We start from the raw sequence: 23,499 nt of genomic DNA on the forward strand, positions 1-23,499 counted from the left end.
GCCCGCCCCCGGGCCTCAAGCCAAAAGACCGCCTAGCGCTTGACCAGCAAGCGCTAGCAGCTATTTATTTGATAGTCGAGTATGAGCATCTACCTGCTACAGACCATCAACGGGATCGGCATCGGCATGCTGTATTTCCTGTTGGCCGTAGGCCTGTCGATCGTGTTCGGCCTGCTGCGCTTCGTGAACTTCGCGCACGGAGCCTTCTACCTGCTGGGCGCGTATTTCTGCTACCAGATGACACGCTGGGGCCTGAGCTTCTGGATCGCCCTGGTCGTGGTGCCGCTGGCCGTGGGCGCGATCGGCTGGTTCACCGAGAAGCTCATGCTGCGCCATGTGTACGCCAAGGCCCATGAGTTCCACATCATCATCACCGTGGGCCTCGCGCTCGTGGTGCAGGAACTCGTGATCCTGCAATGGGGGCCGCTGGGCGACAGCGTGGCCGTCCCCGACCTGCTGCAGGGTGTGGTGATGTGGGGCAGCTTCGTCTATCCGAAGTACCGGTTGTTCGTGATCGGCTTCACCGCCGTGCTCGCGGTACTGCTGTGGTGGGTGCTCGAAGGCACGCGCCTGGGCAGCGCGGTGCGCGCCGGCAGCGAGTCGACCGAGATGGTCTCGCTGCTCGGCCTGAACGTGCTGCGCATCTTCAGCCTGGTGTTCGCGCTGGGCGCGGCCACGGCGGCCCTGGCGGGCGTGCTCGCGGCGCCGATCCGCGGCGCCGAGCCGTTCATGGGCATCGAGGCGCTGGGCGTGGCCTTCGTGATCGTGGTCGTGGGCGGGTTGGGCAGCTTCGGCGGCGCGCTCGTGGGCGGCCTGCTCATCGGCATCGTGCAGAGCGTGATGAGCACGCTGTGGCCCGAGGGTGCTCGCCTCATGATCTACGTGGCCATGGCTGCCGTGCTGCTGCTGCGCCCCCACGGCCTGCTGGGCCGCAAAGGATGAACATGTCCAGACATTCCCATTTCCTTCTCGCGCTGGCGATCGTGGTCGCCATGCCGCTGTGCATGCAGTCGGGCTCGCTCGCGAGCGAAGTGCTGATCTTCGGGCTCGCCGCCATGGGCTGCAACCTGCTGCTGGGCTACACCGGCCTGCTGTCGTTCGGGCAGGGCATCTTCTTCGGGCTGGGCAGCTACACCATCGCGCTGCTGCTCACGCGCTGGACCTTGCCCATGCCGCTGGCGCTGCTGGCCGCCGTGGCCATGGGCGCCGCGGGTGCAGCCATCGTGGGCTGGGTGGCCATCCACCAGCGCGGCACCTACTTCGTGATGCTCACGCTCGCGTTCGCGCAGATGTTCTATTTTCTGGCCTACACCGCCACGGGTCTCACGGGCGGCGACAACGGCCTGCTCGACATTCCGCGTCCCTCGCTGGCCGTGGCCGGCCAGACGCTGTGGCCCCTGGACTCGCCCTGGCAGTACTACGGCTTTGTCGCGGTGCTGTTTCTTGCGGCGTTCTGGCTGCTGCGCCGCGTGTGCGACTCGGTGTTCGGCCGTACGCTGCTGGCCGTGCGCGACAACGAGGAGCGCGCCGCGGCCGTGGGCTATGACCTGCGCCTGCTCAAGCTGCAGGCCTTCGTGATCTCGGGCGCCGTCACCGGCCTGGCCGGCGCGCTGCACGCCATGATGACCGGCATCGCGCCGCTGTCCAATGCCGAATACCACACGAGCGAGATGATCCTCGTGATGACCGTGATCGGTGGCACGGGCAACCTGCTGGCCTCGGTGCTGGGCGCGGCGTTCTATGTGCTGCTGGGCGACTGGCTCTCCACGCTGTGGCCGCGCTGGCTGCTGCTGTTGGGCGTGGTGCTGATGGTCGTCAGCCTGGGGCTGCAGCGCGGCCTGTGGGGCCTGGGCGAGTCCCTGTGGAGCCTGCTGCGCCGCAAGGGCGGCGGGGCCGACGCACAACGCAACGGGGCGGCGTCCCAGGCCAACACCCAGGGAGGCCAGGCATGAGCACCACCGCATCCCCCATCCTGCTCGAAGCCCAGGGCGTCGAGAAACGCTACGACAAGTTCGTCGCCCTGGGCGGCGTGAACCTCAAGGTGCGCGCCAACACCGTGCATTCGGTGATCGGCCCCAACGGGGCGGGCAAGACCACGCTGTTCCACATGCTCACGGGGACCAAGCAGGTGAGCGGCGGGCGCATCCTGTTCGACGGCCACGACGTGACGCGCGAGCCCGACCACCGGCGCGTGCGCCGGGGCATGGCGCGCTCGTTCCAGGTCACGAGCCTGTTCCTCACCCTGCCGGTGCGCGAGAACCTGCGCCTGGCCGCCCAGGGCGTGGCCCCCAAGAAGGCGCTGGACTGCTGGAACGCCCCCGAGGGCCGGCGCTCCTGCGCCGACACGGTGGCCAGCGTGCTCGAACGCCTGGGCCTCACGCGCTACGCCGACACCCCCGCCGGCAATCTCTCGCACGGCCAGCAGCGGCGCCTGGAGGTGGGCATGGCGCTGGCCGCGCGCCCGAAGGCGATCTTCCTCGACGAGCCGACCTCGGGCATGGGCATCGACGACCTCGAGGAGATGAAGCAACTGATCCAGGGCCTCAAGGACGAGCACACCGTGGTGCTCATCGAACACAACATGGGCATCGTCATGGACATCTCCGACACCATCACCGTGATGCAGCAGGGCCGCGTGCTCGCCGAGGGCCTGCCGCACGAGATCCGCAACGACGAGCGTGTACGCAGCGCCTACCTGGGCAACATGATCACCGGAGGCAAGGCATGAAGACATTGCTGTCCGTGGAATCCGTTCACGCGCATTACGGCAAAAGCCATGTGCTGCAGGGCGTGTCGCTGCATGTCGGCGACGGCGAGCTCGTCACGCTGCTGGGCCGCAACGGGGCGGGCAAGACCACCACGCTCAAGACCATCGCCGGCGTGATGGCGCCCACGCAAGGGCAAGTCCGCTTCGGCGGCGAGCCCGTGCACCAGCTGGCCACCCATCTGGTGGCACAACGCGGCATCTGCCTGGTGCCGGAGCACCGGGGCATCTTCAAGCTGCTCACGGTAGAAGAGAACCTGTTACTGGGCCAGCGCAAGCATTCGCCCTGGCAGCTGCCCGACGTCTATCGCATCTTTCCGCGCCTCAAGGAGCGCCGCGCCAATGGCGGTGGCCAGCTCTCGGGCGGCGAGCAGCAGATGCTGGCCATCGGCCGCGCGCTCATGAACGCGCCGCGCCTGCTGATGCTGGACGAGCCCGTGGAGGGACTGGCGCCCGTGATCGTCGAGGAGATCGTGGCCCAGCTCCAGACCATCAAGGCCGCGGGCGTGTCCATCCTGCTGGTGGAGCAGAACCTCGAGGTCTGCACCCAGCTCGCCGACCGCCACTACGTCATCGAGCAGGGTGCCATCGTGCATGAGGCCAGCAACGTGGACTTCCTGGCAGACGACGCCGTGAAGGACCGCTACCTCGGCGTGGGCATGGCCTGACATCCAACGGCAGCCCTTGTGGTCCGCCCCAAAAGCGCGGAGGCCGCATCGCGCTGCGAACAGCAGTGAAGGACTCTTTCATGGACATGCAAACATCCCCCGCCACTGCGCTGCGCATCGACGGCGCACGCCTGTGGAAATCGCTGATGGACCTCGCGCGCATCGGCGGCACCCCCAAAGGTGGCGTGTGCCGCATCGCCCTCACCGACCTGGACCGGCAGGGCCGCGACCTCTTCGTGCAGTGGGCGCGCGAGGCCGGCTGCAGCATCCGCATCGATGCCATCGGCAACATCTTCGCGCGCCGTGCAGGCGCGGACGACAGCCTGGCGCCGGTGATGACGGGCAGCCACATCGACACCCAGCCCACCGGCGGCAAGTTCGACGGCAACTACGGCGTGATGGCCGGCCTGGAAGTAGTGCGCACGCTCAATGCCGCTGGCGTGCGCACCCGCGCCCCCATCGAGGTCGCCGTGTGGACCAACGAAGAAGGCTCACGCTTCGTGCCCGTAATGATGGGTTCGGGCGTGTTCGCGGGAGCGTTCACGCTGGAGCATGCCCTTGCACAGCGTGACGCCCAGGGCGTGAGCGTGGCCGAAGCCCTCGCCGCGATCGGCTACGCGGGCCAGGCCGGCGCAGCACCCGCCGTGGGCGCCTACTTCGAGGCGCACATCGAACAAGGCCCCGTGCTGGAGAACCATGAGCGCGTGATCGGCGTGGTACAGGCCGCGCTGGGCCAGCGCTGGTATGACGTCACCGTGCAGGGCATGGAGGCGCATGCCGGCCCCACGCCCATGGAATTGCGCCAGGATGCGCTGCTGGCCGCGAGTGCGCTGGTGGCCGAGGTCAACCGCATCGCACTGGACCGCCTGCCGCATGCGCGCGGCACCGTGGGCTCGCTGGAGGTGCACCCCAACTCGCGCAATGTGATCCCGGGCCGCGTGAAGCTCAGCGTGGACCTGCGCGCGCCCGACGACGCCCAGCTGCTGGACATGGATGCCGCGCTGCGCGCCGCCTGCGCGCGCATCGCCGCCGAGCGCGGCCTGGCCATCGGCGTGGAGCAGGTGGTGTACTTCCCACCGCAGCCGTTCACGCCGCACCTGGTGGAGGCTGTGCGCGCCAACGCCGCGGACCTGGGCTACAGCTGCATGGATGTGGTGAGCGGAGCGGGCCATGACGCAGTCTATGTGGCGCGTGTGGCGCCCGCGGCGATGGTCTTCGTGCCTTGCGCCGACGGCATCAGCCACAACGAGATCGAAGACGCAGATCCCGCCCATCTGGAGGCCGGCTGCAACGTGCTGCTGCGTGCCATGCTCGCCAGTGCCGGGGTGGTGGCATGAAGATCCTGATTGCGCGGCTCAACCACGAGACCAACACCTTCTCGCCCGTGCCCACACCGCTGGAGGCGTTCTCGCCGGCTTTTGGCGAGGCGGCCTTGCGCGCCAACAAGGGCATGCGCACGGCCATGGCGGCCTTCATCGACCTGGCCGAGGGTATGGGGGCCACGCTGGTCACGCCCGTGTCCGCCACGGCCAACCCCAGCGGTCCCGTGCACGCGAAGGCCTACGACGAGCTCACGCGCCGCATCGTCGAGGCAGCTCCCGGCTGCGATGCCATCCTGCTCGACCTGCACGGCGCGATGGTGGCTGAGCACACAGACGATGGGGAGGGCGATCTGCTCGCGCGCGTGCGCGCTGCAGCGCCCGGCGTGCCCATAGGCGTGGCATTGGACCTGCATGGCAACATCACCGAGCAGATGGTGCAGAGCGCCGACGTGATGGTGGGCTTCAAGACCTACCCGCACATCGACATGTACGAAACCGGAGAGCACGCAGGTCGCCTGCTGCTGCAGATGCTGCGCGGCGAGGCGCACTTTCGCGTGTGCTGGCACCGCCTGCCGCTCATGAGCCACACGCTGCGCAGCACCACGCTTGAGGGCCCGATGCGCGATGCCGTGGAGGCCGCGCGCGGCCTCGAACGTAGCGGGCTGCCCGCCGTCTCCGTGTTCGGCGGCTTCTCGCTGGCCGACATCGAGGCACCCTGCGTGAGCGTCGTCGCCACCTGCCGCGCAGAGGATGCGGCCGCCACCCAGGATGCCGTAGACGGGCTGGCGCGGCAGATATGGCAGCGGCGGACGGAATATGTCTACCGCAGCGACCCATTGGAAGACTCTCTGCGCCGCGCGCAGGACATGGCGCAAGGCGCCACCCGCCCCGTGCTGCTGCTCGACCACGGCGACAACTGCATGTCGGGCGGCACCTGCGACACCATGGACGTGCTGCAGGCCGCGCTGGAGCGGGGCCTCACCGGCATCGCCATGGGGCCTCTGTGCGACCCGGAGGCCGTGGCCCGGCTCATCGCAGCCGGCGAGGGTGCCGAGGTGGACGTCGACCTTGGCAACAAGGTGCCACTCGACCGCATCGGCCTGCACAAGAAGCCACTGCGCCTGCACGGCACGGTGCGCGCCGTGAGCGATGGCAGCTATACCGTCACGGGCCCGATCTACACGGGCCAGCGCTGCCACATGGGGCACACGGTGTTGTTCGATACCGGTAGCGCGCAGATCGTGGTGTCCGAGCAGACCCATGAGCCGTGGGACCTCGGTGTGTTCCACTGCGTGGGGCTGGACCCCACGCGCTTCCGGTTCCTGCTGCTCAAGTCGCGCATGTACTGCCGGCCCGTGTTCACGCCCCTTTCCGAGGGTCTCGTCGAGTGCGACAGCCCGGGCGTAACCACATCGGACTATGCGCGGTTCCCTTTCAAGCGGGTGCGCCGGCCGGTATACCCGCTCGATCCGGCGTGAACACCGGCACATGGAACTGCCTGCACTGCGATCACAAGTGTTTCACTTGACGGCAGACTGACAGCCTCGCGTCCTACAATCGGCTCCCCTTACATACCGCCGACGGGGCGCAGTGCTCGCATGCCGCCACGTCGGCCATGCCTTCGCTGACGATTGGAGACGCTTGATGTCCGACAACACGGCCCACAACCCTACCGACAAGCGCGCCCTGCTGCGTCGTGCCGCACTCGAATATCACGAGTTTCCCCAGCCCGGCAAGATCACGATTGCTGCGACCAAGCAGATGGTCAATCAGCATGACCTGGCACTGGCCTATTCCCCCGGCGTGGCCGCGCCCTGTGAAGAGATCGTCAAGGACCCCGCCGCTGCCTTCCGCTACACCGCCCGCGGCAACCTGGTCGGCGTGGTGACCAACGGCACGGCCGTGCTGGGCCTGGGCGATATCGGCCCGCTGGCCGGCAAGCCGGTGATGGAAGGCAAGGGCGTCCTGTTCAAGAAGTTCTCGGGCATCGATGTGTTCGACATCGAGATCAACGAGAAGGACCCGGACAAGCTCATCGAGATCATTGCCTCGCTGGAACCCACGTTCGGCGGCATCAACCTGGAAGACATCAAGGCCCCAGACTGCTTCTACATCGAGCGCAAGCTGCGCGAGCGCATGAGCATTCCGGTGTTCCATGACGATCAGCACGGCACGGCCATCGTCGTGGGCGCCGCCATCCTCAACGGCCTGAAGGTGGCCGGCAAGGACCCCAAGAAGATCAAGCTCGTGACCTCGGGCGCCGGCGCGGCCGCGTTGGCCTGCCTGGGCCTGCTGGTCAAGCTGGGCATTCCACGGGAAAACATCTGGGTGACCGACCTGGCCGGCGTGGTCTACGAAGGACGCACCGAGCTCATGGACGAGGACAAGGTGCAATACGCCCAGAAGACGTCCGCCCGCACGCTGGCGGAGGTGATCGAAGGTGCCGACGTGTTCCTCGGCCTGTCGGCCGGCGGCGTGCTCAAGCAAGACATGGTCCGCAAGATGAACGCGCGCCCGCTGATCTTCGCGCTGGCCAACCCCAACCCCGAGATCTCGCCCGAAGACGTGAAGGCGGTCCGCGACGACGCCATCATCGCCACCGGCCGCACCGACTATCCGAACCAGGTCAACAACGTCCTGTGCTTCCCGTACATCTTCCGCGGCGCGCTGGACTGCGGCGCCACGACGATCACCACCGAGATGGAGATCGCCGCCGTTCATGCCATCGCCGAGCTGGCCCAGGCCGAGCAAAGCGAAGTGGTGGCTGCCGCCTATGTCGGCGAGCCGCTGGCATTCGGCCCGGACTACCTGATTCCCAAGCCGTTCGACCCGCGCCTGATGATGAAGATCGCACCGGCGGTGGCGCAGGCCGCGGCCGACAGCGGCGTGGCGCAGCGCCCCGTGGCCGACATGGACGCCTACCGCGACCATCTGCAGACCTTCGTCTACGCCTCCGGCACGACGATGAAGCCGATCTTCACGGCGGCCAAGGTGGCTCCCAAGAAGCGCGTGGCCTTCTCCGAGGGCGAGGAAGAGCGCGTGCTGCGCGCCGCGCAGATCGTGGTGGACGAGAAGATCGCGCGCCCCACGCTCATCGGCCGCCCGGCCATCATCGCCCAGCGCATCGAGAAATTCGGCTTGCGCCTGAAAGAGGGCCAGGACTACGACGTGGTCAACGTGGAGCAGGACCACCGCTACCGCGACTTCTGGCAAACCTACCACCGCATGACTGAGCGCAAGGGCGTGACGGTGCCCATCGCCAAGATCGAGATGCGCCGGCGCCTGACGCTGATCGGCTCGATGCTGTTGCACAAGGGCGAGGTGGACGGCCTGATCTGCGGCACCTGGGGCCACACATCGCACCATCTGCAGTACATCGACCAGGTGATCGGCAAGCGTGCCGGCGTGAACACCTACGCCTGCATGAACGGCCTGCTGCTGCCCGATCGCCAGGTGTTCGTGGTGGACACCCATGTGAACTACGACCCCACGGCCGAGCAGCTCGCCGAGATCACCATCATGGCGGCCGAGGAGATGATGCGCTTCGGCATCAAGCCCAAGGCAGCGTTGCTGTCGCACTCCAACTTCGGATCCAGCAACCAGCCCAGCGCGGTCAAGATGCGCCAGACGCTGGACCTGCTGCGCGTGCAGGCGCCTTGGCTGGAGGTGGACGGCGAAATGCACGGCGACGTGGCGCTGGACGGCAAGGCCCGCTCGGCCCTCATGCCCCATGGCACGCTGGCGGGCGACGCCAACCTGCTGGTCATGCCCAACATCGACGCGGCCAACATCTCCTACAACCTGCTCAAGACCGCTGCTGGCGGCAATATCGCCATCGGCCCGGTGCTGCTGGGCGCGGCCGAGCCGGTGCACATTCTCACCGCCAGCGCCACGGTGCGCCGCATCGTCAACATGACCGCCCTCACCGTGGCGGATGCCAACGCGGCCCGATAACGGCCATGACAAGCGCCGCTCTACGAGTGGGCGCTGACAATTGCCCTTCGTTCCTGCCCATTTTTTGGGCAGGCGCTTGCCTTATGTGCGCCTTTTTGTCACACTAGCGGGTCGAAATTTCGGGTTAACCCGTAGTTTCTGAAAGGTGTAGTGGATGTTGCAGGCTGTCGCCATCCGGGCGTACAAGGCAATGGGGGCGTGCGTTCTGGGTGCTGCGGTCACGCTTGCGCCCGTGGTGGTGTCCGCGCGGCAGCTCCCTGACACTGCCGCCAATCCTCCCATCTCGCTGGCTGAGCTCCCCCCGCAGGGGCGGGCTACCTATGCGCTGATCCATGAGGGTGGGCCGTTCCCGTACGACAAGGATGGTTCGGTATTCGGCAACCGCGAGCGTCTGCTCCCCCTGAAGAAACGCGGCTATTACCGCGAATACACGGTGCGCACGCCCGGCGTGCGCCACCGGGGAGCGCGGCGCATCGTGTGCGGGGGCGCTCCCCGCACACCGGACGCCTGCTATTTCACCAGCGACCATTACGCGAGCTTTCGAGAAATCAGGGAATGAACGCCAGGAATGCCCCTTGCGGCAAATCCCCTGGCAAGGCCCCTGATGCATCGCACCAACGGTTTTTCTTCCGCTAGCCGCCTTCGCCAGGCTGTCGGATACTTCTATTCGTGGACCTCTAAAAGAAAGAGCAACGGAGATGGAAACGCCACTTCGTAAAGACCAGGAAACGCTTCTGCGCGGTGTGCGCCCCAATATCGTGCAGTCGATCCGTGCCTTCCGGGTGCACGACCTGCAGGACACGGCGCGCGCCATGGGCCACCACTTCCTGTATGCCAACCTGGCACATGCGCAGTCCAAGCAGGACATCCTGGACCTGATCGCCACGCAGTTCACCTTCCCGGCGCACTTCGGCAAGAACTTCGACGCGCTGTACGACTGCATGACCGATCCGCTGCACAAGTCGGGCCCGCAGCCGGGCTTCATCGTGGTGCTGGAGCAGATCCCGATCACGGCCAAGTTCGACAAGGAAGCCCGGGAGCAGCTGCTGGACATCTTCCGCGATGCCGCCGACTACTGGGGCGACCGCAAGATCCCGTTCCGCTGCTTCTATTCTTTTCTGTAGCCCGTTCTGCAACCGCCGGCCAGGCGGAACGGGCGCAGGAGGAGCACGGCAGTGCCGCCTCCCAGGCCATAGAGATCGCGATCGATCCCGTGGGCGAGAAGATGCCCACCGACAAGCTGGTGGACGTCTCCCCCATGGCGCTGCGCATGAGCAGCCCCTTCAACGCTGGCTACTGGCTCACGGCCGCGTGATGAAGCGTCACCGGCCGCTGCCCTGCTCCGGCCGGTCATGGTTTTGCGCTTTGAATCAAATTGGGCGCTAGCACCCTACTGATAAGCGCGAGCAGCTCCTATTTCAGGAGCATTTTTGCGCCAATGCGACGTACTCGCTCACTGGCACCTCCTCGGCCCGGCGCTGGGTGTCGAACGTGCCGGCAAACTGCCGCGCTTCGAGCCAGCGGCCCAGCGTGTGGCGCAGCAGCTTGCGCCGCTGGCTGAAGGCCACCTGCACCAACTCCTCCAGCACGGGCATCGACAGCGCCTCGGGCGCTTCGTGCGGCACCATGCGCACCACCGCACTGTCCACGCGCGGCGGCGGATCGAAGCTCTCGGGCGGCACGAACAGCACGTTCTCCATGGCGTAGCGCCATTGCAGCATCACCGACAGCCGGCCATAGGCGCTGGTCGCCGGCGCGGCCACCATGCGGTCGATGACTTCCTTTTGCAGCATGAAATGCTGGTCCGCAATGACCCGCACGTGCGCCAGCAGATGGAACAGGATGGGCGTGGAGATGTTGTAGGGCAGGTTGCCGACCACTCTTATTTTGGGAGCATTCAGCGCTTGCGCTACCTGCGCAAAGTCCACTTTCAGCACATCGGACTCGATGACATCGAGCTGCCCGTGCTGACGCAGCCGCGCGGCCAGGTCGCGGTCCAGTTCGACCACCGTGAGCCGGCCCAGGCGTTCGACCAGCGGCTGGGTCAGCGCCGCCAGCCCCGGGCCGATCTCCACCATGGGCTGCCCGGGCTCGGGCGCGATGGCGCGCACGATCGCATCGATGATGCCCGAGTCGCTCAGGAAGTGCTGGCCGAAGCGCTTGCGCGGGATGTGCTTCATTGCGGAGCGTCGCGGTATTCCACGTAGGCCCGGCCCCTAGCTTCCTGGATCCAGGTGGCGAAGGCCTCGTCGAGCTTCTTTTCGCGCACGGTGTCGCGCACCATGTCACGCTGCTCGCGCTGGGTGAGCTTGGCCTCGCGGCGCTCCAGCAGCTGGATCAGGTGCACCCCAAAGCGCGACACCACGGGGCGGCTGATCTCGCCAGGGCGCAGGGCATTGAGCGCCTCTTCAAACTCGGGCACGTAGCGCCCGGGCGATGCCCAGCCCAGGTCGCCGCCGTCCTTGGCGCTGCCGTCCTGCGAATACTCGCGTGCCAGCGCCGCGAAGTCGGCGCCGCCGCGCGCGACGCGATCGCGCAGATCCTCCAGCCGCTCAGCGGCCTGGCGTTCCGACAGGTTGGCATTGGTGCGCAGCAGAATGTGGCGCGCGTGGCTCTGCACGGCCGTGGTGGGCACGCCGCTCTGGGTCTTGTCCACCACCTTCAGGATGTGAAAGCCCGCAGGCGAGCGCACAGGGCCGACCACGCTGCCCACGCTGGCTTGCTGCGTGGCGTTCACGAACAACTCGGGATAGCGGTCGGCCGGGCGCAGGCCCAGCAGTCCGCCGTTGGCGCCTTCGGGCGCATCGGAATACTCGCGCGCCACGGCGCCAAAGTCGCCGCCCGCCTGCACCTTGGCCAGCGCCTCCTGCGCGCGCGCCGAGCGCTGGGCCACCTCGTCCGGGCCGGCGTTCTCAGGCACTTTCACCAGGATGTGGCCCAGGTTGAGTTCCAACTTGCCCGGGCCGGCGGCCTGCCGCTGCTCGCGCAGGTACTGGTCCACCTCCAGGTCGCTCACACGCACGCGCGACTCCACGTCGCGCTCGCGCAGGCGCAGCGCCAGCAGCTGGTTGCGCAGCTCTTCGCGAAAGCGCTCCTTGCTGATGCCATCGGCGGCCAGGCGCCGGTGCATTTCGTCCACGCTGATGCTGTTCTGCCGCGCCACCGACTGCTCGGCCTGGCTGACGGCATAGTCGTCCACCTTGATGCCGGTCTCCTTGGCCTGCTGCACCTGGATCTTCTCCAGGATCAGGCGCTCCAGCACCTCCTTGGCCAGCAGCTCCTGCGGCGGAACCTTGCCGCCCTGGCTGGCGATCTGCTGCACCACGCGCTCGGTGCGCTGGCGCACCTCGTTGTTGGTGATGGGCTCGGAATTGACCACGGCGACGATGTAGTCCGCCTGCCGCGGCGCGTTGGAGGCCGTCGCCCCGGCCGGCGGCAGCAGCGTCGCTGCGGAGGGCAGCCGCGGCTGGCCGGAGGCCGATGGGCGCAGCCCCTGCGCATGGGCGCTCACGGGCACCAGCGGTGCGACGGCGGTCAGGCAGACCAGGCCCAGGGTCAAGGCACGGTGTTTCATGGCGTGGTGCAAATTCATGGTGCAAGGCGGCGCGTCGCCCAAGCGGGGCGGCGCGCAAGGCGATCAATCGTACTGGGTGAAGCGGCTGGGGGTGGACACGCTTTGGCGCAGGAACTGGTAGCGCGGCACATTCTGCTTGAGGCTGGACAGCGGGTTGGAGCCCAGCGACAGGCGCGAGAAGCCGATGAACTCGATCTGGAACATGAGCCGGGTGTTGGACGACGTGACGCTGCGCTGCAGGCGCTCCAGCACCACGCGGCCGATCCAGCAGCAGCTCTCGTACTCCAGGCCCACCACGGTGTCCACCAGTTTGCGGTCCTGCAGGCTGTAGTTCAGCCGCCCCACGCTGTACCAGCGCCCCCCGGCAGAGGAGGGCTTGTCGCCGCGGTCGCCCCACAGGTCGTTGAGCGGCCACTGCCAGCCCACATCGATCTGCTCGCTGGGCTCGGTGATCAGGCCGGTGACCTTCTGCATGCGGTAGGCCGCGCTCACCGTGCGGTAGTTGCCGGGCGAATAGCGCGCCCCCACCGTGGTGCGCAGGGACCGGCCGGTCTTGGGGTTGTATTGCACCGTGGAGTCGAAGCCCCACTGCGGCGTCCAGTTGATGCCCGCGCCCAGCAGCACGTCCGACAGCCGCTCGTTCACCGGCGAGCCGCCGGGCATGGTGACTTCCTGGTCGGAAAAGCGCACGCGCTGTGCCACGCCGAAGCGCGCGGCCTCGGCGCCGGTGTCGGGGTCGAGCAGGCGCGTGGTCACGCCCAGCGTGAGCAGGTTGTTGTCGGCCAGCCGGTCCTGTCCGCCAAAGGCGTTCTCGGTGTAGATGGACGCGAAGTTGAAGTCGTTCACCGCGGTGTCGTAGATCGGCAGCAGGCGCTGGTCGCGGTACGGGGTGTAGGTATAGAAGGCGCGCGGCTCCAGGGTCTGCAGGAAGTCGCGGCCGAAATAGCGGGCGTCGCGCTCGAACACCAGGCCGCTGTCCAGGCTGAACGTGGGCAGCGTGCGGCTGGCGGTGCGCTGGCCGTTGGCCAGCGGCGCATCGAACTCATAGTGCGTGCTGTGCAGCTGCACGCGCGGTGTGATGAAACCCGCCGGCGCCAGGAACGGCCGGCTGACCTGCGCCATGGTGTAGCTGCGCTTGGCGTTGGGCTGGCCGGTGTAGGCGCGGTCGGCGTGAAAGCTGGTGTAGTCGGCCTCGACACTCGCATCCAGCCCACCGGCCAGCTGCAGCGGCCGGTATTCCCAGCGCAGCTGTGGCATGCGGTCGTAGGGCGGGATGATGGGCGCGTTCACGTCCTGCAGCGTTTGCCACTTGAGGGTGCGCAGCAGCAGCGAATGCTCGCCGCGCGCCCAGTTCAGCGTCGCGTCGCCCGGCAGCAGGCGCTGGGTGAGCTGGTCGTTCACGCCGCTGCGGCCACTGTTGCGCTGGGAAAAATCGCGCCAGTAGTTGTCGTCGCTCACGCGCTTGATGTCGATGCCCAGTCCCACGCCGCCTGCGGGCGTGTCAAAGGTAGCGCGGTGCTTGATGCCGTAGGCCCAGCGGTCGCGGTCGCGCAGCCGGTCATTGGGCATGTAGTCGGCCGTCAGCTCGCCGCTGTAGCGCGGCTCCAGGTAACGGAACTCCGTGCCCAGGGCCACGCCGCGCCGCGTCATGACCGTAGGCGTGATGGTGGCGTCGCGGTTGGGCGCAATGTTCCAGTAGTATGGCTGCGCGTACTCGAAGCCGCTGACGCTGTCCAGCCCGAGCGTGGGCGGCAGCAGGCCGGACTTGCGCCGGTCCGACAGCGGGAAGGTGATGTGCGGAATCGGCAGCACCGGCACGCCCTTGAACTCCAGCACGCCATTCTCGGCCGTGCCCACATCCTCCACGCGGTCCAGGTGGATGCGCTCGGCGCGCAGGATCCAGTCGGGCTGCCAGCTGGCCTCGTCGGTGCGCTCGCAGGTGGTGTAGGTGGCGTTGTGCACCACGGAACGGTCGCGGTCGAGGAAGTCCACGCGCGAGGCCTCGCCATGCGCCGCGGTCTCCAGGAAGCGGTAGCGCGCGTCGCTGAAGAAGCCGGTGAAGGCCTCCACGCGCAGGTCCAGCTGCGAGCCTTCATACCGGTTGCCCGCGCGGTTGATGAGCACGTTGCCGCTGGCGCGCGCGCGGTCATCGGCCACGTCGTATTGCATGCGGTCGGCATGCACCACCGTGTCGCCGCGGCGCAGCTCGGCGTTGCCCTCGATCGTGGCCTGGATGTCCGGTTGGCCCGTCACGCGGTCTCCGCGCACGAACACCGGCAGTTGCTGGCGGATGCCGTAGGGCAGCACCTCCTGCAGGCGCGGGCTGGAGCGCAGCGCTGGCGCAGGCTCGGTCGGGACAGCGTCCGCCGCGGGCTGTGCCTGGGCCAGCACGGCCAGTGGCACGCCGCACAGCATCAGGGCTGCCAGCCGCGCCAGCATGCGGCGCGGAGGCAGGGGCGCGGCGAATGGGCGGTGCGTCGGGACGTGCAGGGCGTGGGGCAAGGGGAGACGATCCATGGATTGCGACGGACGGCGGGCCGCTAGGCACGGGCACCGCGGGCCACCCCGCCGGGGAAGGCCGGGTTTGTAGAATCCGATTATCCATGAGCCACCCCTCTTCCCCCACTCCGGCGGGCACATCCGAGCCGGCCACGGGCGCCGTGCACACGGGCGCCGTGCATACGGGCGCCGTGCATGCGAGCGCCGTGCACTGGACCGACCCGGCCCGCCAGGCAGCCTTCAACGCCTGGCTGGCCCCGCTGGCCGCCTCGCTCCAGTTGCGGCCCGAGTCCCTGCGCCCGGCGTCCGCGGACGCGAGCTTTCGCCGCTACCTGCGCCTGGACGCTGTTGATGGCACCAGCCGCATCGTCATGGACGCGCCGCCCGACAAGGAAGACTGCCGCCCGTTCGTGCAGGTGCAGGCGCTGCTGCAGGCGGCCGGCCTGCGCGCGCCCCAGATCCTGGCCTGGGACGAAACGCACGGTTTCATGCTGCTGTCCGACCTGGGCGCGCAGACCGCCATCGAGCGCCTGGACCCTGCCAACCCGGCCGCCGCACACGCCTGGTACCTGCAGGCCGTGGACCTGCTCATCGACTGGCAGCGCGCCTCGCGCCCCGGCGTGCTGCCGGCCTACGACGAGCCGCTGCTGCGCCGCGAGCTGCAGCTCTTTCCCGACTGGTACATCGCCCGCCACCGCCAGGCCACGTTGACCGACGCCCAGCAAACCACGCTGGCCCGCGCCTTCGACGCCATCGTGGCGCAGAACCTGGCGGCCCCCAGCGTGTACGTGCACCGCGACTTCATGATGCGCAACCTGATGGTGGGTGCGGACGAGCGCCTGGGCGTGCTGGACTTCCAGGACGCGGTCTACGGCCCCGTGACCTATGACATCGCCAGCCTGATGCGCGACGCCTTCATCAGCTGGGAAGAAGACTTCGTCATCGACATTACAGTGCGTTACTGGGAGAAGGCCCGGCGTGCGGGCATTCTCGGCGCCGCGAGCGGCAGCGGCTGGGGTGCGGACTTCGGCGACTTCTACCGCGCGGTGGACTTCATGGCCTTGCAGCGCCACCTGAAGGTGGCCGGCATCTTCGCGCGCCTGACGCTGCGCGACGGCAAGCCCAAGTACCTGGCCGACGCACCGCGCTTCATCGCCTACATCCGCCAGACGGCCGGCCGCTACCGCGAACTGTCGCCGCTGCTGCGGCTGGTGGACGAACTGGAAGGCACCCAGGCCGCCATGGGCTACGCCTTCGGGCGCGTCTAGGTTTACAAGCCAAATCAGCCTCCAGCGCTTGTCCACCAAGCGCTGGCAGCTACTATTTTTGAAAGATATGCCCCGTTTTCACTGCCCCCTGCCCCTGGCCGCTGATGCGCAGCTCACGCTGCCGCCGACGGCCGCGCGCCATGTGCAGGTGCTGCGCCTGCAGCCGGGCGACGCGGTCACGCTGTTCAACGGCGAGGGCGGCGAGTGGAGCGCCACCGTCACCCACATGGGCCGCAGCGATGTGCAGGTGCAGGTCGGCAGCCACAGCGCCGTGGAGCGCGAGGCCGCGCGCGCCGTGCACCTGGTGGTGGGCATGCCCGCCAACGAGCGCATGGACTGGCTGGTGGAAAAGGCCACCGAGCTGGGTGCCGCGAGCATCCAGCCGATTGCCGCGGCGCGCAGCGTGCTCAAGCTGTCCGGCGAGCGCGCCGCCAAGCGCCAGCAGCACTGGCAGGCGATTGCCGTGGCGGCCTGCGAGCAATGCGGGCGCAACCGCGTGCCCTCCGTGCACGCGCCGCTGTCCCTGGCCGACTGGCTACGCCAGCCCCCTGCCGACGCACTCGCCCCCGACGCCGCGCGCCTGCTGCTGTCGCTGCGCAGCGGCAGCCGCCCGCTGCGGGAGGCCGCAGCCGAGGCGGGTGCCGTCTGGGTGCTGCACGGCCCCGAGGGCGGCCTGACCGCGCAGGAGGAAGACGCCGCGCTGGCCCAGGGCTTTGCGCCGGCCAGCCTGGGCGCGCGCGTGCTGCGGGCGGAAACTGCCTCGGTGGCGGCACTGGCGCTGCTGGGGCTGGCCTGATGCGCGCACTGGTCCCGGACGACCTGGCGCTGCAGGTCGGTGATGACGCGCTGGACAACGGCGTGGGCGCAGGCATGGGCGTAGGCATGGGCGCCATCGCGGACTTCTTTCGCGACGCCTACAGTTTTGACGATACCGCGCAGGACTCCCCGCTGCTGTGGCACCTGTCGCGCCAGCAGCCGCTCACGCAGGCGCTGAGCGGCCTGTTCCACGGCCCCGCGGCGCTGGTGCAGCTGCGCGTGTGGGTGTTCCTGCAGCTGGCGGCGCAGGGCGACGCGCAACTGCCGCGCGAACGCATCGACGAACTCTTTCACGCGCTGCGCCCCGAGGCGCTGGAGACGGTGCTCAAGCGCCTACGCGACGTGGGCCTGCTCGCCTGGGACGAGACCCAGCGCAGCTACCACCTGCCCGCGCTGGCCCAGCGCGTGGCCGGCCTGCTGGCGCCGCTGACCAGCCCCGCGCCCGAGGACGACCACGCCGACGGCGGCGAACTCGCCGCCCTGCTGGGCCAGGTGGTGGGCGCCAACCAGCTGGGCAGCGTGGATGCCGGCCAGGTGCAGCTGCTGCAGGCGCAGCTGGCACGCCTGCACGGCGAGTTTGCCGACGCCATCGCCAGCGGCTCCGAGTTCCGCCTGCGCGAGGCGCGCAAGCGCTACGACCGCGCAGCCCAGCTCATCGACCGCGCCTCCGATGCCATCACCGCCATCATCGGCAACAGCCACGGCCACCTGCTGCTGGAGCGCGCGGCGCGCGGCCTGGGCCAGGCGCAGTCGCGCCTGCTGGCCATGGCCAGCCAGTTCAACCGTGCGCTGCAGCAGGTGGACCGCCAGCGCGTGACGCTGGGCACCACCGGCATCACCAGCACCGACGTGAAGCGCTGGCTGCAAGCCGCGCCGCAGCTGCACCGCCTGCTGGACGGCGCCGTGGCCCAGCCCACACAACTGGCCACGCTGGCCCCGCACGAGCTGCTGGACGTGGTGGAGGCCGAGTTCGAACGCGACCGCCCCCAGCCCGCGCTGGCCGAGGCCCTGCCCAACGCGCAGAGCGCGCCCGCCGGCACGCTGACCGCCGTGGCCCTGCCGCGCGAGCTGGGCGACCTGAATGCGCTGCTCGCCGAATGGGCCCGCGACGGCGGCCATGCCGATGCCGCCCGCACCGCGGCCGAGGCCCTGCTGGGCCCGCGCCCCGGCGCCACGCGCTACGCGCAGCTGGCCTACAAGGCCCAGCTCATGCCCCTGCTGGGCGATCCGCAGGCCGCCGTGCTGCCGGGCCTGACGGGCGAGCTGGCGCGCCAGCCGTGGCGCATCGAATGGCAGCCGCAGGCCGAGCCGCTGGACCACCACCAGGTGGAGCTGCTCAGCCGTGGCCGGCTGGTGCCGGCCGAACCCGACAGCCCCCAGGGCACCGAGGAAGTGAAGAATGGATGACGCCGCCCTGCTGATCGCCGAGCTGCTCACGCGCCGCTGGCTGCCCCGCAGCCACCCGCGTGTGAAGCGCGCGCTGGTCGATGCCGAACTCTTTGCCCAGGTGGAGCAGCGCCTGGCCCAATCCGGCCTGCGCTGGATGGACAGCATCTACGCCGACCACGTGAGCGTGGCCCTCTTGAGCGCCGCGCAGAACGGGGTGATGGGCGATTCCGGCCTGAACGCCAACAACAACCTGGAGCTGCCGCGCGACGCGCAGGCGCTGCTCATCGTGCTGTGGGCACTCATCGTGCTGCCCAAGCGCGAGCGCCAGACCAGCCGCGTGCAGGAGGCCGACGCGGGGCAGAACGACTTCTTCCCCGGCGCCAAGCCCTTGCCCCAGGCCAGCGTGGCCAGCCCCGTGCTGTCGTACAAGGCGCTGCTGGAAGACTACGGCCCGCAGCTGGGTAAGAAGCTGCGCCTGGACGCCAACCTCAAGCTGCTGGAGCGCCACGGCTTCATCCTGCGCCGCCAGGACGAGATCGCCGAGGGGCCGCTGCTGGACGTGCTGCTGGACTACGACGTGCTCGCCCCGCGCATCCTGGACGGCGCGCTGGCCGACGTGCTGCTGCGCGAGCGCGCGGCTGCGCCGGAATACGAGCCAAATCAGCCTCTAACGCCCGAACAGCAAGCGCCAGAAGCTATGAATAACGAAGCATCCACGGTGCAGGAGAACTGACCGCCATGTTCCACCTGCAAACCCTGGAACTCGTTCACTGGGACTACTGCCAGCGCGTGTCGCTGCCGCTGGACGGCTCCATCATCACGATTGCCGGCCCCAACGGCTCGGGCAAGACCACGCTGCTGGACGCCATGCGCACCCTGCTGGGCCTGCGCTGCTCGGCCCCGCGCGACTACCGCACCTATGCGCGCCACGCGGGCGCGCAGACCGCCTGGCTGCGCGCCGTGGTGGACAACCGGCCGCAGGGCCGGCAAAGCTCCAGCCGCCCGTTTGCGCGCCGCCTGCTCTACAGCGACCAGGTCACGCTGGCCTGCCGCATCGACAAGAACGGGGGCGACTGGCAGCGCCGCTACTGCCTGGTGGAGGGCGATGTCTCCATCGAGCAGCTGCTGGACATGCCCGAGAAGGACCTGGGCTTCATGGGCGTGGAGGCCTGGGGCCGCGTGCTGGCCGCCGCCGGCCTGTCGCCGGCGATTGCGCGCGTGCTCTCGCTGGAGCAGGGCCAGACCGACCGGCTGTGCGAATTCAGCCCGCGCGAGCTGCTGCGCCTGGTGTTCGACGTGTTCGGCGACCAGCAGGTGCTGGACGCCTACGACCAGGCGCGCGAGCACCAGCAGCAGCTGGCGCGCGAGATGGCGCAGGCCGAGCGCGAGCTGGACCACAGCCGCGCGCAGCTCTCCGAACTGCACAACCGCGTGACCAGCTACAAGACCTGGCAGATGCGCCTGGCCGAGCGCGAGCGCCTGGCCACCGAGGTGCTGCCCGTGCTCGGCTGGTGGGGCGAGCGCGAGCAGCTCACCAAACAATCGCGCGAGTTGCGCCGCCAGAAGGTCCAGCACCGCGCGGCCCTGGCGGAGCAGGCGGTGCAGAACAAGCGCCTGCTGCACCTGCTGGAGGAAGGCTCGCGCGCGCAGCAGCAAGCCGAGCAGCTGCGCGCAGAGCGCGACCAGGCGCGCACGCAGCTGGACGAGGCCACACGCCACGAAGCCCCGCTGGAAAAACTGGCCCAGCGCGAGCAGGAGCTGCTGGCGCTGGTGGACAAGGGCAGCAATGCCGACGAATTGCAGGCCCACCTGGCCCAGTTGCAGGACAAGGAATCGGCCCTGCAGGACGAGCGCAGCCAACTCACCCAGCGGCGCAAGCTGGCCGCCGCGCAGCTTGCCGCGCTTGAAGGCCAGAGCCTGCCGCCGCTGCCGCCCGAGGTGCTGCGCTTTCGCAAACAACTGGCCAATGCCGGCATCGGCCACCGCTTCGTCGCCGAAACCGTGGAGGTGCAGGACGAGCGCTGGCGCGCCGCCATCGAGGGTGTGCTGCGCGGCCACCGCTGGGTGGTGCTGCTGGACCAGGCGGACGATCTGACCGAGGCCTGGGAGCTGGGCGAGCGCGAGCGCTACCGCCACTACATCGTCGAGCCGGGCAGCGTGGCGCTGAAGGGCGAGAGCGGCACGCTGCTGGAACATGTGCGCTTCACCGCGCCCGTGCCGCGCTGGCTGGTGCAGCAACTGCAGAACCTGCGCTGCGTGGCGGACCCGCGCGAGGGCAAGAAGCTGGGCGGCACCTGGATCACGCCCCAGGCCTACATGCACGACGGGCGCGGCGCGCGCTCCATGTGGGTGGAGGCGCATGAGCACCAGTTCGGCGCCAGCGCCGTGCAGGCACGCCGCAGCGCGGCCGAGCGCGACCTGGCCCGCATCGATGCGCAGCTGGCACCCGTGCTGGACCAGCTCATGGCCCTCAAGCGCCAGATCACCGACACCCGCCGCGCCCTGGAAGGCCACAGCGCCGCCGAGGAGCTGGCGCGCCGCAGCGACGAGTTTGCCCAGGCGCGCGAACAGTTGCCCGCCGCCAAGCAGGCGCGCGTGGCCGCGGCCCAGCTGTGGCAGCGCCTGGAGCAGGAATCCACCCGCGCGCACGACCGCCACCGCGCCTTCAACGACGAGCACAAGCGCCTGGAGGCGCAACTGCAGCGCGCGCGCGGCGACAGCGAGCGCGCCGCGCAGGAGTGGAGCGCGCGCCGCCGCCAGCAACAGGGGGCCGTGGCCCGCAGCCAGGCCCAGCGCGCGCAGTTCCCGGCGCGCTGGATCACGCCCGCCGCCATGGGCGCGCTGGTCGACGAATACGTGAACGACACCCAGGCCAAGCTGCGCCTGCATGCCGTGGAGCAGGAACTGGAGCAAGGCACCTGGGAGCAGGACGCCACCGTGGAAGAACGCCACCGCCGCATGGACGTGACGGTGCGCGAGCAGGCGGCCAGCCTATCGGACCACCAGGTCAAGAACGCCCAGGCCGCCACGGCGGTGCTGAACGCGCGCGAGAGCTACATCGAGGTGCTGCGCAGCACCGTGCGCCGCTACCGCAAGAACATCCAGGAGCTGGGCCAGCTGGCCGGTGTGGAAGTGGCGGCCGACCTCCCCCTGCTGGAGAACGACGACACCGTGCTCGCCCAGGCGGGCCTGAAGGTGCATTTCGCCTTCGACGGCAAGGGCAGCATCGGGCTGAACGACGGCGAGGCCTCGGGCGGGCAGCAGGTCATCAAGTCGCTGATCCTGCTGGTGGGCCTGCTGAAAGACGAGGAAAGCGGCTCGGGCGGCTTCGTCTTCATCGACGAGCCCTTCGCCCACCTGGACGTGCGCAACATCCAGCTCGTGGGCCACTTCCTGCGCAGCACGCGCGCGCAGTACGTGCTGACCACGCCGATCACACACAATCTGGAGGTGTTCGAGCCCGCCGAGATCACCCTCGTGACCAGCAAGAAGCCCGCCGGCAGCCGCTGGGCGCCGCCCATCGCCGTGGCCAAGCGGCGCGGCGTGCCGGAGCTCAAACCCCTCAGCGCATGACCGCCCCGCGCACGCAACCCAACGGGCACAGGCGCCGTACGCGGCACGGCGCACCGTGGACGAGCCTGCCAACGTTGCGCCCCGCCCAATAGGCCTTTTTGTGCGACTGGCTGCGCGCCGACGCGGCAGAACGCCAATGGCAGTCCCTGCTGGACATTGCGCGCGCACAGCGGCTGGAAGTGCTGGGCAACGCCCGCTTCGCGCCGCGGTTGTGGCTGGGCGGCTCGCTCACTCTGAATGCCCGGGGGCTGCATCGACGTAGCGGCTGCCCTGTGCAGCCTGCCCACGCGCGTGTTTGGCGCGCCGGCTCAGGTGCGGGCGCCCCGCCGCTACTGGCTGATCGAGAACCGTGCACTTGGAGCGCCAGGCACTGGCGGCCGCGCCCGGCCCTTGCGTGGTGTGGCTGCCCGGCCAACCGCCGCAGAGCTGGCGGGAGGCGATGCAGTGGCTGCAACATCGTCCCACGACAGGGCATCGGGACAACTCATCCCCCCTGGCAGGCCAGACCTACAGCTCACGACAACTACCTATTCTCAGACCGCGCACGGGCCGCCGCGGCCTTGCCCAGCGGACGCTGGATGCACTCATCACGACCGATCCCCATCAGCGCATCCGCCTGGCTATGGCGGGGTTGTCGGCGCTGCTGATGCTGGGCTGCATCGGGGCGATGCACCTGGTGGCCGCCGCAGGCCTGACCGATCCCGTGCCGGTGTACTGGTGGACCCTGGCGTGCGGCGCGGGCATCACCACGGTGTTCGTGCTCATCCGCAGCGGCGCCAGCCGGCGCTTTGCCGACCCGTCGCTCACACTGTTCCAGATCGTCTATGTGATCGCCGGCCCCGCGCGCGGTATTGCGCCACCCATTCTCGCGGTCATCATGATGTTCGGCGTCTTCGGGCTCACCCCCCGCCAGATGGTGGGCGTGGCGCTCTACGGGCTGGTGGCCTTTGGTGCAGCGGGCGCCGTGGTGCAGTGGTGGCATCCGGCTTGGCTATCGCCCGACAGCCAGCCCCCGGCGCTGTCGGCGGCCTACCTGGTCATGATTGCGGTGGTGTTGGCCAGCAGCACCTTCCTCACCACGCGCGTACACAGCGCGCGGGCCCGTCTGCGCAGCCAAAAGCGCGAGCTGGCCGCCGCCGTGGAGCAGATCCGCGAACTGGCCATCCGCGACGAGCTCACAGGCCTGCCCAACCGCCGCTGCATGCTGGAGATGATGCGGCTGGAGCATGCGCGCGCGCAGCGCAGCCGGCAGCCCCTGCTGCTGGCGCAGCTGGACCTGGACCATTTCAAGGCGGTGAACGACACGCACGGCCATGCGGCCGGCGACGTGGCGCTGCAGTCGTTCGCGCAGACGGTGCACGGCTGCGTGCGGGCCAGCGACCTCCTGGCGCGCTGGGGCGGCGAGGAGTTCCTGCTGCTCATGGCCAATACCCACCCGGCGGACGGCACGCGTCTGCTGGAGCGCGTGCGCGCCACCGTGGCCGCCACGCCTGTGGCCCTGCCAGGCGGCACGCAGCTGTCTCTGACGGTGTCGGTCGGGCTGGCGGAACTGGCCCCCGGCGAGAGCACCGCCGCGCTGCTGCAGCGCGCGGACGCGGCCCTCTACGGCGCCAAGCGCCTGGGGCGCAACCGCGTGCTGCTGGCGCATTGACGGCGGATTTACTCCTAAAAA

18 protein-coding genes are annotated in these 23,499 nt (G+C 69.0%); 15 read left to right on the forward strand and 3 right to left on the reverse strand.

Features of this window, described 5'->3' with window-relative positions; genetic code table 11:
- Positions 1–81 precede the first annotated feature (81 nt).
- The 9 genes from DTPSY_RS17335 to DTPSY_RS17375 all read left to right on the forward strand — a co-directional run bounded on the left by DTPSY_RS17335 (position 82) and on the right by DTPSY_RS17375 (position 9,832).
- A complete protein-coding gene (locus tag DTPSY_RS17335; RefSeq protein WP_015914668.1) occupies positions 82–942 on the forward strand; it encodes a branched-chain amino acid ABC transporter permease in 861 nt (286 codons plus the stop codon).
- Positions 943–944: 2 nt separating this feature from the next.
- Positions 945–1,952 (forward strand): branched-chain amino acid ABC transporter permease, encoded by a 1,008-nt coding sequence (locus DTPSY_RS17340; protein WP_015914669.1) that lies wholly within the window; start codon positions 945–947, stop codon positions 1,950–1,952.
- Positions 1,949–2,728, forward strand: a complete 780-nt coding sequence (locus DTPSY_RS17345) for an ABC transporter ATP-binding protein (protein WP_015914670.1) — start codon at positions 1,949–1,951, stop codon at positions 2,726–2,728. The genes DTPSY_RS17340 and DTPSY_RS17345 overlap by 4 nt, the downstream gene beginning before the upstream one ends.
- Entirely contained in the window at positions 2,725–3,432 is a 708-nt protein-coding gene (locus DTPSY_RS17350; protein WP_015914671.1) for an ABC transporter ATP-binding protein, read from the forward strand. The genes DTPSY_RS17345 and DTPSY_RS17350 overlap by 4 nt, the downstream gene beginning before the upstream one ends.
- A gap of 80 nt (positions 3,433–3,512) precedes the next feature.
- Positions 3,513–4,769, forward strand: coding sequence for a Zn-dependent hydrolase (locus tag DTPSY_RS17355; RefSeq protein WP_015914672.1), 1,257 nt, complete (start codon positions 3,513–3,515; stop codon positions 4,767–4,769).
- Complete coding sequence (locus tag DTPSY_RS17360; protein WP_015914673.1) at positions 4,766–6,232, forward strand: M81 family metallopeptidase; 1,467 nt, start codon at positions 4,766–4,768, stop codon at positions 6,230–6,232. Before DTPSY_RS17355 ends, DTPSY_RS17360 begins: the two co-directional genes overlap by 4 nt.
- A 166-nt stretch (positions 6,233–6,398) precedes the next feature.
- The gene (locus DTPSY_RS17365; RefSeq protein ID WP_015914674.1) at positions 6,399–8,708 is read left to right on the forward strand and encodes an NADP-dependent malic enzyme; all 2,310 of its coding nucleotides are present in this window, start codon (positions 6,399–6,401) and stop codon (positions 8,706–8,708) included.
- A 154-nt stretch (positions 8,709–8,862) separates the two neighbouring features.
- Positions 8,863–9,267, forward strand: coding sequence for a guanyl-specific ribonuclease (locus DTPSY_RS17370; RefSeq protein ID WP_011807185.1), 405 nt, complete (start codon positions 8,863–8,865; stop codon positions 9,265–9,267).
- Positions 9,268–9,406: 139 nt separating this feature from the next.
- Entirely contained in the window at positions 9,407–9,832 is a 426-nt protein-coding gene (locus DTPSY_RS17375; protein WP_011807186.1) for a barstar family protein, read from the forward strand.
- A gap of 294 nt (positions 9,833–10,126) precedes the next feature.
- Here the strand turns inward: DTPSY_RS17375 and rsmA are convergent, their stop codons facing one another.
- The 3 genes from rsmA to DTPSY_RS17390 form a co-directional block, all read right to left on the reverse strand.
- Positions 10,127–10,888, reverse strand: a complete 762-nt coding sequence (rsmA, locus tag DTPSY_RS17380; RefSeq protein ID WP_015914675.1) for a 16S rRNA (adenine(1518)-N(6)/adenine(1519)-N(6))-dimethyltransferase RsmA — start codon at positions 10,886–10,888, stop codon at positions 10,127–10,129.
- On the reverse strand, positions 10,885–12,282 hold the full coding sequence (locus tag DTPSY_RS17385; protein ID WP_434060546.1) for a peptidylprolyl isomerase: 1,398 nt from the start codon (positions 12,280–12,282) through the stop codon (positions 10,885–10,887). The genes rsmA and DTPSY_RS17385 overlap by 4 nt, the downstream gene beginning before the upstream one ends.
- 63 nt (positions 12,283–12,345) lie before the next feature.
- Positions 12,346–14,799 carry an LPS-assembly protein LptD gene (locus tag DTPSY_RS17390; protein ID WP_041838914.1) on the reverse strand — a complete coding sequence of 818 codons (2,454 nt, stop codon included), beginning with the start codon at positions 14,797–14,799 and terminating at the stop codon, positions 12,346–12,348.
- Between the two features lie 86 nt (positions 14,800–14,885).
- Between DTPSY_RS17390 and DTPSY_RS17395 the strand changes: the two genes are divergently transcribed.
- The 6 genes from DTPSY_RS17395 (at position 14,886) to DTPSY_RS17420 (ending at position 23,478) form a co-directional block, all read left to right on the forward strand.
- Complete coding sequence (locus DTPSY_RS17395; protein ID WP_015914678.1) at positions 14,886–16,049, forward strand: aminoglycoside phosphotransferase family protein; 1,164 nt, start codon at positions 14,886–14,888, stop codon at positions 16,047–16,049.
- 67 nt (positions 16,050–16,116) lie between these two features.
- On the forward strand, positions 16,117–16,845 hold the full coding sequence (locus DTPSY_RS17400) for a 16S rRNA (uracil(1498)-N(3))-methyltransferase (protein ID WP_015914679.1): 729 nt from the start codon (positions 16,117–16,119) through the stop codon (positions 16,843–16,845).
- On the forward strand, positions 16,845–18,272 hold the full coding sequence (locus DTPSY_RS17405) for an efflux RND transporter periplasmic adaptor subunit (RefSeq protein ID WP_015914680.1): 1,428 nt from the start codon (positions 16,845–16,847) through the stop codon (positions 18,270–18,272). Before DTPSY_RS17400 ends, DTPSY_RS17405 begins: the two co-directional genes overlap by 1 nt.
- Complete coding sequence (locus DTPSY_RS17410) at positions 18,265–18,987, forward strand: hypothetical protein (RefSeq protein WP_015914681.1); 723 nt, start codon at positions 18,265–18,267, stop codon at positions 18,985–18,987. The genes DTPSY_RS17405 and DTPSY_RS17410 overlap by 8 nt, the downstream gene beginning before the upstream one ends.
- Positions 18,988–18,992: 5 nt before the next feature.
- Entirely contained in the window at positions 18,993–21,827 is a 2,835-nt protein-coding gene (locus tag DTPSY_RS17415; RefSeq protein ID WP_015914682.1) for an ATP-binding protein, read from the forward strand.
- 349 nt (positions 21,828–22,176) lie between these two features.
- Positions 22,177–23,478 carry a GGDEF domain-containing protein gene (locus tag DTPSY_RS17420; RefSeq protein ID WP_238526553.1) on the forward strand — a complete coding sequence of 434 codons (1,302 nt, stop codon included), beginning with the start codon at positions 22,177–22,179 and terminating at the stop codon, positions 23,476–23,478.
- The last annotated feature ends 21 nt before the right edge of the window (positions 23,479–23,499 follow it).

The sequence above is a fragment of the [Acidovorax] ebreus TPSY genome, assembly GCF_000022305.1.
Lineage (GTDB): Bacteria > Pseudomonadota > Gammaproteobacteria > Burkholderiales > Burkholderiaceae_C > Diaphorobacter > Diaphorobacter nitroreducens.